This is a genomic window from Pandoraea bronchicola (assembly GCF_902459805.1).
Taxonomy (GTDB): Bacteria; Pseudomonadota; Gammaproteobacteria; order Burkholderiales; family Burkholderiaceae; genus Pandoraea; species Pandoraea bronchicola.
The window spans coordinates 86,119-103,012 of record NZ_CABPST010000005.1; the positions used below are offsets into that span (position 1 = coordinate 86,119).

General features: G+C 62.8%; 9 protein-coding genes. 3 read left to right on the forward strand and 6 right to left on the reverse strand.

Going from position 1 to position 16,894, the window contains the following annotated elements; translation table 11 throughout:
• Window positions 1-50 precede the first annotated feature (50 nt).
• The gene (locus tag PBR20603_RS11935; RefSeq protein ID WP_150559750.1) at window positions 51-2,273 is read left to right on the forward strand and encodes an FUSC family protein; all 2,223 of its coding nucleotides are present in this window, start codon (window positions 51-53) and stop codon (window positions 2,271-2,273) included.
• Window positions 2,274-2,319: 46 nt separating this feature from the next.
• On the opposite strand, the gene PBR20603_RS11940 is transcribed toward PBR20603_RS11935, so the two are convergent.
• From PBR20603_RS11940 to PBR20603_RS11960, 5 genes are all read right to left on the reverse strand, one after another.
• Complete coding sequence (locus PBR20603_RS11940) at window positions 2,320-2,958, reverse strand: response regulator (RefSeq protein WP_174977900.1); 639 nt, start codon at window positions 2,956-2,958, stop codon at window positions 2,320-2,322.
• A gap of 504 nt (window positions 2,959-3,462) precedes the next feature.
• Window positions 3,463-5,160 carry an efflux transporter outer membrane subunit gene (locus tag PBR20603_RS11945; protein ID WP_246174585.1) on the reverse strand — a complete coding sequence of 566 codons (1,698 nt, stop codon included), beginning with the start codon at window positions 5,158-5,160 and terminating at the stop codon, window positions 3,463-3,465.
• Complete coding sequence (locus PBR20603_RS11950; RefSeq protein WP_150559752.1) at window positions 5,153-8,317, reverse strand: multidrug efflux RND transporter permease subunit; 3,165 nt, start codon at window positions 8,315-8,317, stop codon at window positions 5,153-5,155. Before PBR20603_RS11950 ends, PBR20603_RS11945 begins: the two co-directional genes overlap by 8 nt.
• Entirely contained in the window at window positions 8,314-11,484 is a 3,171-nt protein-coding gene (locus PBR20603_RS11955; protein WP_150559753.1) for an MdtB/MuxB family multidrug efflux RND transporter permease subunit, read from the reverse strand. The genes PBR20603_RS11950 and PBR20603_RS11955 overlap by 4 nt, the downstream gene beginning before the upstream one ends.
• Window positions 11,485-11,564: 80 nt before the next feature.
• The gene (locus PBR20603_RS11960) at window positions 11,565-12,806 is read right to left on the reverse strand and encodes an MdtA/MuxA family multidrug efflux RND transporter periplasmic adaptor subunit (RefSeq protein ID WP_150559754.1); all 1,242 of its coding nucleotides are present in this window, start codon (window positions 12,804-12,806) and stop codon (window positions 11,565-11,567) included.
• A gap of 659 nt (window positions 12,807-13,465) precedes the next feature.
• Between PBR20603_RS11960 and PBR20603_RS11965 the strand changes: the two genes are divergently transcribed.
• Together PBR20603_RS11965 and PBR20603_RS11970 are read left to right on the forward strand one after the other, a co-directional pair.
• Window positions 13,466-14,185 carry a response regulator gene (locus tag PBR20603_RS11965; protein WP_150559755.1) on the forward strand — a complete coding sequence of 240 codons (720 nt, stop codon included), beginning with the start codon at window positions 13,466-13,468 and terminating at the stop codon, window positions 14,183-14,185.
• 137 nt (window positions 14,186-14,322) lie between these two features.
• A complete protein-coding gene (locus PBR20603_RS11970; RefSeq protein WP_150559756.1) occupies window positions 14,323-15,597 on the forward strand; it encodes an ATP-binding protein in 1,275 nt (424 codons plus the stop codon).
• Window positions 15,598-15,930: 333 nt separating this feature from the next.
• Here the strand turns inward: PBR20603_RS11970 and PBR20603_RS11975 are convergent, their stop codons facing one another.
• A complete protein-coding gene (locus PBR20603_RS11975) occupies window positions 15,931-16,221 on the reverse strand; it encodes an H-NS histone family protein (protein WP_150559757.1) in 291 nt (96 codons plus the stop codon).
• Window positions 16,222-16,894 lie beyond the last annotated feature (673 nt).

Consider the following 16,894-nt stretch of genomic DNA (forward strand, 5'->3'; position numbering starts at 1 on the left):
GCGCCCCCATCGCGCGGCCGGCTTTGCTGCGGAACCCTCGCACCCGACGCATGGACTACCAGACAGATATCAAGAAATTCCTATATAGCCATTACTTCTTCACCGGCACCCGTCAGGCAGTGGGGGTCGTGCTGCCCGCCCTCGTGCTCTTCTGGGGGATGGACCAGCACCTGCTCGGCATCGAAGTCGCTTCGGGGGCTCTGTGCGCGAGCGTGGTCGACATCAACGGGCCGCTGCGTCACAAGCACACGGAACTGCTCAGTTGCACGCTGCTCGGCGCCCTCACCGTGCTGATCACCGGCATGGCTACCGCCGCGCAGCCGTGGCAGCTCTGGATTACCTCGCTGATTCTGACCTTCGGTCTGTCGATGCTCGTGATCTATGGCTATCGCGCCTCGCTGGTGAGCTTCGCCTGCCTGATGATGATGGTGCTCAACGTCGAGGCTGATCTGACGCGCCATCAGGCAGTGCTCGACGCCGGTGCCGTTCTGGCGGGCGGTCTCTGGTACACCTATTTCAGTCTCATTGTCTGCCGCGTCTGGTGGTTTCGCATCGAGCAGCAGACCCTCGCCGAGTGTTTCTTCGTCACGGCGCAGTATCTGGAAGCCAAGGCGGCGTTCTACGACACAACAACCGATATCGATGATTGCTATCGGCGTTTGATCGCCGCGCAGGTCAATGTCGTGGAAAAGCAGCAGGCCGCGCGCGAGATCATTCTTCGCAATCTGCCGCGCCTGCGCATCGGCAAGCTCGAACCGCGTCGCACGATGCTGTTCAACCTGTTCATCAACATCGTCGATCTGCATGAGGTGGTGGTGTCGGTACACACCGACTATCCAATGCTTCGCCGGGAGTTCGCCAACAATGACGTGCTCCTGTTCTTCCGCGACATGGTCCGCAAGATCGCGAACGAAGTGGACGCCATCGGTTACGCCATCGCCACCAATGAGCCGTCGCGGGCCCAGCGCAGTTGGCGCGCGGAATTCCGGGCCATCGAGTACGAGATCGAATTGATGCGCAAGCAGTTGCTGCCACAGCGTGCGCCAGAGGCATATCAGGCACTCACCAACACCTTCCGTCGCGTGTGGAGCAGCACGCGTATCGTGGAGCGCATGCACCGCAACACCAATCTCGCAACGGCCGGCTCGGCGACCGAAGTGCAGATCGATCAGGCGCTCGTTCGCTTCACTTCGCGACAGAGCTATTCTCCGAAATTGCTCTGGAAGAATCTGACTTTTTCGTCACCGAGTTTTCGCCATGCGTTGCGGGTGACGATCGCGATTTCGGCCGGGCTCATCATCTGCGAGAACTGGTCGCTGCTTGCCGGGCAGGCGCACAGCTACTGGGTGTTGCTCACGATCATCGTGATTCTGAAGCCCGGCTTCAGCCTGACCAAGCAGAAGAACGCCCAGCGTCTGACCGGCACGCTTGTGGGCTGCGTCAGCGTGCTGCTCATTCTGTCCTTCGTACACAAGCCCTGGGTGCTGCTCGCACTCATGTTCTTCTGCATGGTCATGGGCAACAGCCTGTCGCTGTTCAACTACGGCCTGTCGGTCGTGTTCATGTCGTCTTACGTGCTGCTGCTGTTTCACTTCCTGTTGCCCGGGTCTCTGTCCGTGGTCGGCGAGCGCGCCATCGACACGCTCATCGGGTCGGCCGTGGCGCTGGTCTGCTCGTACCTGTTCCCGTACTGGGAATACCGGCTGATGGGGCCGCTCATCCGGCAGGCCGTGCAGTCGACGCGCGCCTATCTCGAATCGTGCGCCGGTCGTGAGGGCAAGCGCGATGACTTCGCCTATCGCATGGCGCGCAAGGATATGCACATCGCCTTCGGGAATTTCGGCGCGGCCTTCAAACGCATGATGCTCGAGCCGAAGTCCAAGCAGGTCTCGGTCGGCGAACTCAACGATCTTCTGGTGCAGAACCATGTGATGGCGTCGTACATCACCGGCATGGCGGATGTACTGCCGCGTCAGATCGCGGCAGACAAGAGCGGTGAGCTGGGACAGGTCGTCGCGGCGATCAGCGACCTGCTCTCGCAAGCGGTGGCGGCGCCGGCGGCGTCGGTGCCGACCGACACGCAAGCCGCGAGCGAGGCGATGCGCGATTACACACGGCGTCTGGATGCGCTGGTCGTCGCGCAGGAGCAGCAACCCGACGCGTCCGAAACCCATGTGCAGGAAATCAAGCAGGTGGTGCATCAGCTCAAGCAGATGCTTCGGGCGGGCGAGTTGATTCTGCGCGACATGCGGGGTATTCGGCTGCCGGCCTGAGGCCTGAATGTCCGGGATGTCCGGGATATCCGGCCGGCAGCCCCCCTCAGGTGATGCCCGTGCGCGTGGCGTAGTGATACAGATCGACGTCGCGATCCAGTCCGAGCTTGCGCATGGCGTTGGTTTTCTGCGAGCTGACCGTCTTCACGCTGCGGCTGAGCTGGAACGCGATTTCGCTGATCGTGAGCCCCGAGACGAACAGCCGCACGACCTCAACCTCGCGGCCCGATAGCTTCGACGCGTCGATCTCCGTGTCGTCGACCACCGAGTCGTGCAGCCTTGTCGCCAGTCCCGCCGGGATGTAGCGGCTGCCGTCCGCCACTACGCAAACGATGTCGGCAATCGAACTCTGCTCGTCGAGCTTGGAGAGAATCGAATGCACGCCGAGCTTGAGCACGCCGCGAAGAATCGCCAGATTTTCAAGCATCGTCACGACGATGATCTTGATGTTAGGAAAATATCGGCGCACGTAGCCAATAAGAAAAAGCCCGTCCTTGAAATTCCCCCCCGGCATCGAGAAATCCGTCACCAGAATGTCGCATGGCTCCTTGGCCAGCAAGTTCACGAGTTCTGACGAATTGGCCGCTTCGCCGACCAGATGGATCATTTCCCGCTCTTCGAGCAGACGTCGTATTCCATAACGCACAATCGGATGGTCGTCCGCGACCACGACATTGATCGTCATCGTTGCCCCCTCCCCTTTTTCGTCATCTGACAGCACCGTCACCGCCGCAAGGTGCGCGCGGTGCTTCGCGCCTGCCATCGCAACGAAGCGCGTTCATTCTGGCAAAAAGGGATCATGCCGACCGGCTGGGAAACGTCACATAGTCAACGCCGCCGGGCATGCCTGCCACGCGGTGTGGTCAATGTGCGGGACGTCCGCATGCTGCCTGATAGAGCGGGTACTGCTCCCTAACGGCTTGACGGGGCTCGCTCAGAGGTGAAATTGCTCAGACGCATGACATCGCAGTCTGTGCTACTCGCGTCACCGGCATTCGGAGCATTCGCGGCAGGTGCTTCCGCTATTCCGATTGTGAAGTTCGGAATTACCTTAAACACCGAGATCGGATTTAGTGATCCGCGCGTCGCGAGCGTCGGAAAATGCGTAGTACAAAGACGCGAAATGCGGAGGCATGGCCGGTCGATGACGAACTCGACCGGCCAATCGCGAGGATATCCGGCAGGCGCTTTACTCTTGCGTGCCGCCGCGGTTCGCAGGACTGGCGGCGTCAGATGTCGCCGCCGCTTGTTGGGCAACGCTGTTCGCGCCCTCAGACGGCAACCCATGCCAACCGCCGCCAAGCGCCGTCACGAGCAGAACGTTGGCCGTGAATTGACGGCCGAGGATCGTCAGCGCCGTACGCTCGGTGGTGTACGCGGTCGCCTGCGCCGTCAACACGTTCTGAAAACTGACGGTACCTGCCTTGTACTGATTGAGGATCAATTGCAGCGCTTCGCGCGACGACTGCACGGCCTGGTTCTGCACGACGGACTCACGTCCCAGATAGTTCAGCGCGGCGAGGTTGTCCTCGACCGATTGGAATGCCGTCAGCACCGTCTGCCGGTAGGTCGCGACCTGTGCGTCGTAGGCAGCAATGGCCGCGTCGGTCTGCGCCCGCCGCAAGCCACCGTCGAAGAGCGTGGCCGCCAGCGCGGGACCGACCGACCAGAAGCGGCTCGGCAGCGTGAGCCAGTTGGCGAAGCTGCTGCTTTGGAAGCCCCCCGTCGCCGAGAGCGAGAGTGTCGGGAAGAAGGCTGCCTTGGCCACGCCGATCTTCGCGTTGGCCGCCGCGACCGAGCGCTCGGCCGAGGCAATGTCGGGCCGGCGCTCCAGCAATTTCGACGGCAGGCTCACCGGCACCGGCGGCAGTGCGGCACGTAACGGCGCCACCGTCAGCGCAAACGCCGCCGGGGCCTTGCCGACGAGCAGCGCAATCGCGTGCTCCAGTTGCGCGCGCGTCACTTCGATGTCGATCGCAGATGCCTGCGCCGATTGCAGTTGCGTTTGCGCCTGAATCACATCAGAGCGCTGCGCCACGCCGACGGCGTACTGGTTCTGCGTCAGTTTGAGCGTCTGTTCATAGGCAGCGACGGTGCGCTCGAGCAACGCTCTCTGTGCATCCGTTACCCGCAGGTCGAAGTAGTTCTGCGCGAGCAACGCCTGTGCCGACAGACGCGCATTGGCCAGCTCGGCTGCGCTCGCCTCGGCGCTGGCGTTACCGGCCTCGACCGAGCGGCGCACGCTGCCCCAGATGTCAGGCTCCCAGCTCGCCGTGCCCGACAGGCTGTAGCTGTTCGAGATACCGCCCACACCCGAACCGCTCACCGCCGTGCTGCTCACACGCGAACTGGCGCGCGTGAGGCCGGCGTCGGCGCCAATCGTCGGGAAGAAGGCCGAGCGCGCTTGCGAGGCCACGGCCAGCGCCTGCCGGTAGTTCGCCTCGGCAATCTTGATGTTCTGATTGTTGACGTCGACCTGCGCCATCAACTCGGAGAGCACGGGGTCCTTATAGATGGCCCACCACTCGCCCTTGGACACAGCGTCGCTCGGCTCGGCGAGCTTCCAGTCGCCGGTTTCCTTGAACGCAGCCGGCGTATCGACGTCCGGACGCACATAATCGGGCCCCACCGCGCAGCCCGCGAGCCACAGCACAGCGCTCGCGGCAAGAAACGTCGCCGTACGGCGCGCGCGCGCAGGTGTCGCAACGCCCCGCCCTTGCCCCGCTGCCGAGGCGGTTCCCGCATGAGAACGAACGGTAAGGACTTGACGGTTCAACGGTTGTGCCATGGCATACATCGGCCCATCGGCCGGGACAGAAGTTTCGGAAAACGCGCCGCGAAGCCCACAGGCGAGCGCGCGGCGCACGCGACGAACGGCATCAGCCATGGCCCACCTCCCCGACATCGCTGTGGCCGGTCCGGCCACGAGTACGCCATCGCGCCCAGCGCAGGCGCACACGGTCGAGATACAGATACACCACCGGCGTCGTATAGAGCGTGAGCACCTGACTCACGAGCAGGCCACCCACAATGGCGATGCCCAGTGGCTGGCGCAATTCCGCACCATCCCCGGTGCCCAGCGCGAGCGGAATCGCACCGAGCATGGCCGCCATCGTGGTCATCATGATCGGGCGGAAGCGCAGCACGCACGCATGGTAAATGGCCTCACGCGGCGGCATGTTCTGCCGCCGCTGCGCATCGAGCGCGAAGTCGATCATCATGATCGCGTTCTTCTTCACAATCCCGATCAGCAGAATCACGCCGATGAGCGCGATGATGCTGAACTCGGTGTTGAACAGCAACAGCGCCAGCAAGGCCCCCACGCCTGCCGATGGCAGCGTCGACAGAATGGTGAGCGGATGGATGTAGCTCTCATAGAGCACGCCCAGCACGATATACACCGTGAGCAGTGCCGTGAGGATCAGGATCGGCTGCGACGACAGGGCCGACTGGAAAGCCTGCGCCGTGCCCTGGAAACTGCCCTGTACCGACGTGGGCATGCCCAGCCGGCCGACGGCATCGTTGATCGACGCCTGCGCCTCGGACAGCGAGACGCCCGGCGGCAGGTTGAACGAAATCGTGCTCGCCGCGAACTGTCCCTGGTGCGAAACCCCCAGCGCGGTATTCGTCGGGCGGTAACGGGCGAACGCCGAGAGCGGCACTTGTGCGCCCGCCGACGTCACCACATAGATGTCCTTGAGCGATTCCGGGCTTTGCCACCACTGTGGCGCGACCTCCATCACGACCTTGTACTGATTGAGCGGGTTGTAGATGGTGGAGACCTGACGCTGCCCGAAAGCGTCGTTGAGCACGTTATCGATCTGGCTCATCGTGAGCCCCAGCCGTGACGCCTGATCGCGGTCGACGTCGAGCGTCGTCTGCAACCCCTTGTCCTGCTGATCCGTGTTCACGTCCACGAGATTGGGCAAACGCGAGATCGCATTGCGCACCTTCGGCTCCCACTCGCGCAACTGCTGAAGATCGTCGGCCTGCAACGTGTACTGATACTGCGCGTTGCTTGAGCGCCCGCCCACGCGAATATCCTGCACCGATTGCAGATACAGCATCGCCCCCGGCTCCTTTGCCAGCTTGCCGCGCAGTCGCGCAATGACCTGATCGGCAGAGAGCTTGCGTACGCCCAGCGGCTTGAGCGTGACGAACATCGAGCCGCCATTGCGGTTCGACCCGCCGGTAAAGCCCGTGACCGTCGCCACATCCGGGTCGGCCTGCACGATCTTGATGAAGTCGGCCAGTTTCTTCTCCATGGCCTGGAACGAGATCGCCTGGTCGGCCTGAATGAAGCCGATCATCCGCCCCGTGTCCTGTTGCGGGAAGAAGCCCTTGGGCACCACGGTATAGAGCCAGACATTCAGACAGATCGTCGCGAACAGGATCAGCAACATCAGCGGCCCGTGACGCAGCGCCCATGTCAGCGAGCGTTCGTATTCGCGCAACATGGCGTCGAACGCCCGCTCGGTCCAGCCGCCCATGCGTGTCCAGATGGACGGGCGCGGCGGCGGCGCCGGTGCGAGGGGCGCCGTGCCGGCGGGCACACCCGGCGCAGGCTTGCCCTTGAGCAAACGCGCACACATCATCGGTGTGGTCGTGAGCGAGACGACCAGCGAGACGATGATGGCCGCTGAGAGCGTGACCGCGAATTCGCGGAACAAACGCCCGACAATACCGCCCATTAGCAGCAACGGGATAAATACCGCCACGAGCGAAATGCTCATCGAGAGCACGGTGAAGCCCACTTCGCGCGTCCCCTTGAGCGCCGCGGCGAACGGACTCAACCCCTCTTCGATGTGACGCGAGATGTTCTCCAGCACCACAATGGCATCGTCGACCACGAAGCCCGTCGCGATGGTGAGCGACATGAGCGACAGGTTGTCGAGACTGAAGCCGCACAGGTACATCACCCCGAACGTGCCGATCAGCGAGACGGGCACGGCCACGCTGGGTATTAACGTCGCACGCCAGTTCCGCAGGAAAATGAACACCACCATGATCACGAGCGCAATCGAGATCAGCAGCGTGCGTTCGACTTCCCTGAGCGACGCGCGGATCGTCGGCGTGCGGTCCATCACCACGTCGAGATTGATCGCGGCCGGGATCGAGGCGCGCAGATTCGGCAGGATCTTGTTGATTCCATCGACCGTCTCGATGATGTTCGCACCCGGCTGCGTCGTGATGATGAGCAGCACCGACGGCTTGCCGTTGGCCGAACCGGCATTGCGCAAGTCCTGTACCGAGTCGACCACGTCGGCGATGTCGGCCAGACGTACCGGCCGCCCGTCCCGATAGGTGACGATGACCGGCAGGTATTCCTTTGCCGTCTTCGCCTGATCGTTGGCGAGAATCTGCCAGCGCTGATCGCCGTCTTCAAGCGCTCCCTTCGGGCGGTTCGCGTTGACCGCCTGAATCGCGGTACGCACGGTCTCCAGCGGAATCTGGTACTTGTTGAGCGCCGTCGGGTTGAGTTCGACGCGCACCGCCGGCAACGAACTGCCGCCAACGGTCACGTCGCCCACGCCTTCGAGCTGCGAGATCTTCTGCGCGAGGATGGTCGACGCAGCGTCGTACATCTGCCCGCGCGTCATGCTCTCCGAGGTCAACGCAATAATCATGACCGGCGCGCTCGCCGGATTCACCTTGCGATAGGTCGGATTGCTCGGCAGCCCCGATGGCAGCAGACTGCGCGCGGCATTGATCGCCGCCTGCACATCGCGCGCCGCACCGTTGATATCTCGCGAGAGATCGAATTGCAGCGTGATGCGGGTCGATCCCAGCGAACTGCTTGACGTCATTTCCGTCACGCCGGCAATGCGGCCGAGCGAGCGCTCCAGCGGCGTGGCCACGCTCGCGGCCATCGTCTCGGGGCTGGCGCCCGGCAGTGACGCCGAGACGGAGATCGTCGGGAAATCCACTTGCGGCAGCGGCGAGACGGGCAGCAGCCCGAACGCGACGATGCCCGCCAGCGTCACCCCGATGGTGAGCAGCACGGTCGCGACCGAGCGCCGGATGAAGACGGCCGACAGGTTCATCGTGCCTGACCGTCCGTCGTGACCGGGCCAGCACTGCCGCCCGGGTTGCCGTGATCACCCGGCGTGTGGTCGTCCGACGGCCCGAAGCGCCGTTCGCGCCAGGCACGCGCCCGCGCGGCCAAGCGGTCGAACCACAGGTAGATCACTGGCGTAGTGAACAACGTCAGCACCTGACTGACCATCAGCCCGCCCACCATCGTGATACCCAGCGGCTGGCGCAACTCCGAGCCCACGCCGGAGCCCAGCATGAGCGGCAGCGCGCCCAGCACGGCGGCCATCGTCGTCATCAGAATCGGACGGAAACGCAGCAGGCACGCCTGATAAATGGCCTCGCGCGGCGTCATGCCGTGTTCGCGCTCCGCCTCGAGCGCGAAGTCGATCATCATGATGGCATTCTTCTTGACGATACCGATCAGCAGAATGATGCCGATGATCGCGATGATGCTGATGTCGTTGCCGGAGACCATGAGGGCCAGCAGCGCCCCGACACCGGCCGACGGCAGCGTCGACAGAATCGTGATCGGGTGGATGTAGCTCTCATAGAGCACACCCAGCACGATATACATCGTCACCACCGCCGCGAGAATCAGCCACAACGTGTTCGAGAGCGACGCCTGGAAGGCCTGTGCCGCACCCTGGAACGTCGTCTGCGTGCTCGCGGGCAGACCGATGGCGTCTTCGGCCTGCGTGATGGCCTTCACGGCGTCGCCCAGCGACGCGCCCCTGGCGAGGTTGAACGAGATCGTCGCGGCCGGGAACTGCGCCTGATGGTTGATCGCCAGTGGCGTGGGCTTTTCCACGATCTTCGCGAACGACGTGAGCGGCACCTGCACGCCCGAGGCCGACGCGACGTAAATGCCCTTGAGTGCATCGGGCCCGCGCTGGAAGTCGTCTGCCACTTCGAGCACCACACGGTATTGCGACGCCTGCGTATAGATCGTCGAAATCAGCCGCTGACCGAACGCGCTGTAAAGCGTCTGGTCGACGGCAGACGGGGTGACGCCCAGCCGGCTTGCGGTATCGCGGTCGATGTCCACATAGGCCTGCAAGCCGTTGACTTGCAGATCGCTCGTGACGTCTGCCAGTTGCGGCAGGTGTTGCAGCTTCTCGACGAGTTTCGGCACCCAGACGCCGAGCGTATCCAGACTCGGGTCCTGCAGCGTGAACTGATACTGCGTTCGACTGATGCGGTCTTCGATGGTCAGATCCTGCACCGGCTGCATGAAGAGCGCGATGCCCGGCACCTTCGCGACTTCGGGTTGAATGCGGCGAATGACTTCCGAGGCATCGAGCCCGCGCACGCCCTTGTCCTTCAGGTTGATGAGCAAACGCCCGCTGTTGAGCGTGGCGTTTACGCCGTCGACCCCGATGAACGACGACACCGACTCGACAGCCGGATCTTCAAGCACAGCGGCGACCAGCGCTTGCTGACGCTCGCCCATCGCGGCGAACGAGATTGACTGCGGCGCTTCGGAGATGCCCTGGATCACCCCCGTGTCCTGTACCGGGAAGAACCCCTTCGGCACCCACATGTACAGCAGCACCGTGAGCACGAGTGTGCCCAGCGCGACGAGCAGCGTGGCCGGCTGACGATCAAGCACCCACGTAAGCCATTCGCCGTACTTCGCGATGATGCGATCGAAGATCTCGCCGGTCTTGCGATAGAACTTGCCCTGCTTGTCTTCCGGGACATGGCGCAGCAGCTTCGCGCACATCATGGGGGTGAGCGTGAGCGACACCACGGCCGAGATGAGGATCGACACCGCCAGCGTGATCGCAAATTCGCGGAACAGGCGGCCAACGACGTCCCCCATGAACAGCAGCGGAATCAGCACCGCGATCAGCGAGAAGGTCAGCGAAATGATCGTGAAGCCGATCTGCTCCGCGCCCTTGAGCGCCGCCTGCAACGGCTTTTCCCCCTGCTCCATGTAACGCGCGATGTTCTCGATCATCACGATGGCGTCGTCGACCACGAAGCCGGTCGCGATGGTCAGCGCCATGAGCGTCAGGTTGTTGATCGAGAAGCCGGCCAGATACATGACGCCGAACGTGCCGACCAGCGACAGCGGCACGGCCACGCTCGGGATGATGGTCGCCGAGACGTTACGCAGGAACAGGAAGATCACCATCACCACGAGGGCGACGGCGAGGATGAGTTCGAACTGCACGTCGGAGACCGAGGCGCGAATCGTCGTGGTGCGGTCGGTGAGCAGCTTGACGTCGATGCTGCCCGGCAGCGCGGCCTGCAATTGCGGCAACAGCGCCTTGACCTTGTTGACTGTCTCGATCACGTTCGCGCCCGGCTGGCGCTGCACGTTCAGCACAATGGCCGGCGTGGTGTCGGCCCACGCGGCGAGCTTGGTGTTCTCCGCACCGTCGATGACGTCCGCAATGTCGGAAAGCCGGATCGGGCCGCCATTCTTGTAAGCAATGACGAGATTGCGATATTCGTCGGCAGAGGCGAGCTGGTCGTTGGCATCGATGGTCGAGGCGCGTAACGGACCGTCGAAACTCCCCTTCGCCTGATTGACGTTGGCCGCCGCGATGGACGTGCGAACGTCTTCGATATTGAGTCCGTACGATGTGATCGCGCGCGGATTGACCTGAATACGCACGGCCGGACGCTGTCCGCCCGAAATACTCACCAGACCGATGCCGGGCAACTGCGAGATCTTTTGCGCGACGCGTGTGTCGACCAGATCCTCCAGCTTGGGCAGCGGCATGGTCTTCGACATGATCGCCAGCGTCAGGATCGGCGTGTCGGCCGGGTTGACCTTGCTGTAGATCGGCGGCATCGGCAGATCGCTCGGCAGCAGGTTGCTGGCGCTGTTGATCGCGGCCTGCACTTCCTGTTCGGCGACGTCGAGTCCGAGGTCGAGCGAAAACTGCAACGTGATGACCGACGCGCCCCCCGAACTGGTCGAGGACATCTGGTTCAGGCCCGGCATCTGACCGAACTGACGCTCCAGCGGGGCCGTGACCGACGAGGTCATGACGTCCGGACTCGCCCCCGGATAAAGCGTGACCACCTGAATCGTCGGATAGTCGACTTCCGGCAGCGCCGAGAGCGGCAGCAGCCGGTAGGCGACGAAACCGGCAAGCAGGATCGCCAGCATCAGCAACGATGTGGCGACCGGTCGGAGAATAAACGGGCGGGACGGATTCATTGGCTACGTTCAGGGGCGTCTCTGGGGGCGTGGTCGGGCTTGAGCGCGCGAGGCGCCGCGTGGCGTCACGCGACGGCGTTCTATTGCGCCGGACGGCGATGCCCGCCGTTGCCGTTGCGCTTCTCGCCCGGGGCACGCGGTGCGACGGCCGCCGCGCGGCTCTCGGCCGTAATCACCTCGACCTTGGCGCCATCACGCAGCTTGTCCATGCCGTCGATCACGAGTTTCTCGCCCGGTGCGACGCCCGACTCCACTGCCACGTGGGTGCCGTCGGTCGGCCCGAGCTTCACGGTCTTGAGCTTGATGGTCTGATCCGGCTGCACGGCGTAGACGAAGCTGCCCTGCGTGCCGCGCTGCACAGCCGCGCTCGGAATCAGCGTGGCGCCCTTGAGCGTGTCGACGAGCATCTTCACGTTGACGAACTGGTTCGGGAACAGCAAGCCCTCGCCATTGGCGAACTCGGCCTTGAGCTTGACGGTTCCGGTCGTCGTGTCGATCTGGTTGTCGATGGAGGCGAGCTTGCCGCTCGCGAGCTTGATCTTTCCGGCCCGGTCGAAGGCTTCGACAAGCAGCGTCTCGCCGCTGCGCGAACGCTTGACCACCTTTGGCAGATTGTCTTCAGGAATGGTGTAGACGACAGTAATCGGCGTGACTTCGTTGATAATCACGATACCGTTGGTGTCCGAAGCGTGAATGATATTGCCCGGATCGACCTGACGCAGCCCCGCCAGCCCGGAGACCGGTGCGGTCACGCTCGCGTAGCTCAATTGCAGGCGGGCGTTGCCGAGCTGGCCTTCGTCGGACTTGACCGTGCCTTCGTACTGCTTAACGAGCGCGCGCTGGGTATCGACGGTCTGTCCGGCAATCGAGTCCTGCTTCAGGAGGGTCTCGTAACGGGCAAGGTCGAGCTGGGCGTTCTTGAGCAGTGCCTGATCGTGGGCGAGCTGGCCCTCCATCTGCGTGACCTGCACCTGGAACGGACGCGGATCGATTTCGGCAAGCAACTGGCCTTCCTTGACCATGTCGCCTTCCTTGAAATGCACCTTCATGAGTTGGCCGTCGACCCGCGAATGCACGGTGACGCTGCGCGTCGGAGTGACCGTGCCCAGCCCGCTGAGGAAGACCGGCAAGTCGCCCGTCTTCGCCTCGGCCGCAGTGACAGGCGTGGCAGGCGCCCCGGCCATACCGGCCGGCGGACCGCCACGGCGGCCGCCCGCCTGAGCGGGGCCCTGGGCATTTTGGGCGTGCAGCCGGTAATAGACACCGCCCGCGATGAGCACGACGATCAGCCCGATGACACCGGGCACGAGCCAGCGGCGCATACGTGATGGCGCCTGGACTGCCCCTGTGTTGCGTTGCGCCCCGGGGGTGGGGGACGTGGGCCGATCAGAACCGTTCGGTTGTTCCGAACCGTGGGGACCGTGCTCGGTCATGACTTCCTCGTAACAGCGGAGTAGTTAGCGGATTCGTCCAATGCGGACGACATACTTTTTTATCTGATTGCTGCGGCGCGGCAAATTGCCCGGAAACGCCCGGTATCATCCTGGACGGCGCCTTGTGCCGGTTTCGGCTGATCAGCATAGCAGACCGTTGTGAAAGTCCGATGCGATGGCCGATTACAACAGCTTTCCGTGCCGGCAAGCGAAGGCGTTGCTGCTGAAAGACCGGCAGCGTGGCCGATGGTTCGCATCGGCTCCCCTGCGCGGTGTCTTGCGGCGCGGTGCCGGGCCGGGCATTGCCTTGTCGCAGCGCTCTCGCGGCGCGAGATGTGCGATTGGGTAGACCGAAATTGCCGCCCAAACGGCGGCGCATTGGGTAGAGCGAAGCTTACGTGACAGGCGCGAAATTCGTGCGTAATCAAAGCTGGCTCTATTATTACGCATCGTTACAGATGACCAAGACTGTAATGCCCGGAAACAAAACGCGTGTAAAGCCGCGCGGGGAGGCCACTATCATGACGACACTACCTGTCCGAACGAATATGAAGATTCTTGTTGTCGACGACGATCCCGATCTGCGTGATCTGCTGCGCGAGTACCTGAGCCGCCATGGCTTCTCGGTCGCGGTGATGCATGACGGCGATGGGCTGGCCGCACGCCTCGAGCGTGAGCGTCCCGCCCTGATCGTGCTAGACCTGATGATGCCCAAGGTTGACGGTCTCACGGCACTGCGTGATTTGCGTGCGCGCAACGACGACGTGCCGGTGATCCTGCTCACGGCGCGCAGCGACGAGATCGACCGTATCGTGGGGCTGGAAATCGGCGCCGACGACTATCTCGGCAAACCGTTCAGCCCGCGCGAACTGCTGGCCCGGATCAACGCCGTGCTGCGCCGTCGCAAGTCGCCCGACGCCGCTGTGCCCGAGCAGCGCGAAAACTACGCATTCGGCCCGTTCGTGCTCGACTTCCGTAGCCGCACGCTCACTCGCGATGCCCAATTGCTCACACTTTCGGACGGTGAATACGGGTTGCTGCGACTGCTGGTGAACCATGCCATGCAAGTGCTGTCGCGCGAACGCATCATCGAATTGCTCTACGGCGCGGACAGCGACGTCAACGACCGCGGCATCGACGTGCAGATCTGGCGCTTGCGCCGCCTGCTCGACGAAGACGCGCAGAGCCCGCGCTTTATTCAGACCGTGCGCGGGCGTGGTTACATCTTCGTTCCCGACGGCCAACGCGCCGATATGGCCATCGGTTGATGGACCGGTGCCGAACGCGGCCTTTTATCACCGTTGCGTTCGGTCACCGTCCGGTTCGAAGACGTCATCTCCCGGTCTGACAAGGACTCCGGCATGCAGCCGACACTGCTTACCCCGGCGCACATGCGGAGCATCGCATGAAGCGCCGTTTCGACACGCTGTTTGGCCGGCTGGCGGTGCTCATCATTGCCGCACTGGTCATCAGCCATTTCTCGTATCTCACGATCCTGCGCAGCGATCATGACGACACGCGCGTGCAGAACGCCGCCGAACAAATGGCGTTCATCATCAAGGCCGCGTCGCAAGTGCATGACGGCAACTCGACGCTCACGCTGCCCGATCTCGTGCAAGTCGTACCGGCCTCGTTCGCGCATGGCGACGTCTTCGAGCCGACCAGCAAGAACGCCCGCCTGACGACCGAACTGGCCCGGCGCCTGCCAGCCGGCACGCAATTGCGCGTGGAGCGCACGCCGCCACCGCGCATCTGGGCGCGGTTGCCGGGCCGCGACTACTGGATCGCCACGCCAGTGCTGTCCGTGCGCAATCCGCCGGGCACCGCCACGATTCTGCCGGGTCTGGCCGCCGTGCTCGGCATTACTGTCATCTTTGCGCTGTTTGCCGCCTGGCAGTTGCAGCGGCCCGTGCGGGATATGGCCGCGGCAGCCGAGCAACTCGCGACCCATCGCGTTCGAACGCAGGTCAAGGAGCGCGGCCCGCTGGAGTTGCGTCAACTGACCGAGCGTTTCAATCGCATGAGTCACGACATCGTGCAAACCGACCGCGAGCGCAATACGATGCTGGCTGGTATCGCCCACGACCTGAAAACGCCGCTCGCACGGTTACGCCTGCGCGCCGAAATGATCGACGATGTGCATATGAGCGAGGGTATTACGCGCGATGCCGAATCGATGACCCGGATCGTCGATCAGTTCCTGCTGTTTGCCAGGGGCATTGAAATGGACAGCGCGGCGTCGCCGGTGGAAGCCCGCATTCCTTCGCTGATTGCCCCGTTCCTCGATCAGGGCTACGCCATCGAACTGGACTTGCAGGCCGGGCCGGGCTTCAAGCTACGCCAGACCTACCTCGAGCGTATCGTGAACAATCTGCTCGACAACGCGGTGACATACGGCCGGGCGCCGCTCGCGATCCGCACCTCGCAGGACGCCAGCGGCTGGCGTCTCGTGATCGAAGACAGCGGTCCGGGCATTCCGAACGAAGACATCAACCGGATCGTGCGCCCCTTCGTGCGCCTGGACCCGGCGCGCGGCGGCAATGCCCATTGCGGACTGGGCCTCGCCATCGTCGACAAGCTCACCCAGCAGTTGGGCGGGCGCGTATCGTTCAGCAACCGCACCTCGGGCGGCCTGCAGGTCACACTGATGTTCCCCCCGGACGATCCGGGCGCGGAGTAAGCCACCCGGTGCAGGGTTAGCCAAGGCGTCGGCGCCGGGCGCCCCCTCGTTCCGCTCGCCTCACACGCTCCGCGTGCCGATTCCCGCCCAATGAAAAAACCCGCCGTCGATAAACGAACGGCGGGTTTTTCATTTCGGGCACTGCATCACATCAAGCCACAGCCAGGCGATCCAAGGTTGGGGGCGCTGCGACTACTGGGCTGCTGCTTTACTGCTCTCAGGGACACGGTTGAGATGGCAAGACGCTACGACCTCAGGGGGTCGCAGCGGCTGTCGGCTCCCCGACCTCCCTGGCATGTGACCGGCAATGCCAGTCCGGCTGACGCCGGCGAATTACTTGATCAGGAACTTCTCTTTATTCTTCCCGACCCACTTCGGCGCGCGGCCGCGGCCCGACCACGTTTCGCCGGTCGCCGGATTCATGTACTTCGGCGCAATCTGTGCACGAGCGGCGCGGCGGCGGCCTTCCGTCACGGCAAGACCCAGATCCTTCGCAGTCAGTTCGTATTCCTGGATCTTCTGTTTGACTTCGGCGATGACCTGAGCCACTTCACGGGTCCGGGCCTCTTCGATTTGCTTTTCGATCTTCTCGCGTTGAGCGACGAGTTCCTTGTAGCTTGCCATCTGGCGTGTCCTTACGTTGTTAAAATGGATCGCCACTTAAAATAGCACGAGTTTTAATAATTTGAAAACGGCATTTCCGGCAAATGAGTCTGCGCACGCACAAACCTCATTGAATTGTCCGATCGGTGCTTCAGAAAATGCACAGAATCGGGGCACGAATCGAGGATTACCGCCGCGCCTGCGTCACCGATATCCCTCGATAAGCGATGCCAATTTCCCTGCAATATGGAACGAATGCTACGCGCAGTGATCAGGACTCCTCGCGGCACTATAGGTTCACGCGCCATCCAGCAAGATTTGGTAAGTATTTACCGACATCAGGTTCTCTTGCCCGCAACACCGATGTGGCGATCATTCGATCGACTCAAGATATACGATCATAAATATTTAATTTCATTCCGATCATTCTGTTATCCGAAGCACCTTGTTCATTCGAAGCACGCGTATCGGGTACCGCGATTTACGGATAAGCCGAGTTGACGATTTCCTCGAGAATTAGACGGCTTTTGCCCGACATCGGATTGATATCGGCGGATACCAGGCCCATCGTTCCTCCCAATGAGGGTTTTGCCGATATCGGCGACAATAATCTTTCTATGACCATCCGGGTGTCGACATACTGATAAATCGGGACATAGCGATACCCGCACCAAATTGTTGACGTATACGTCAA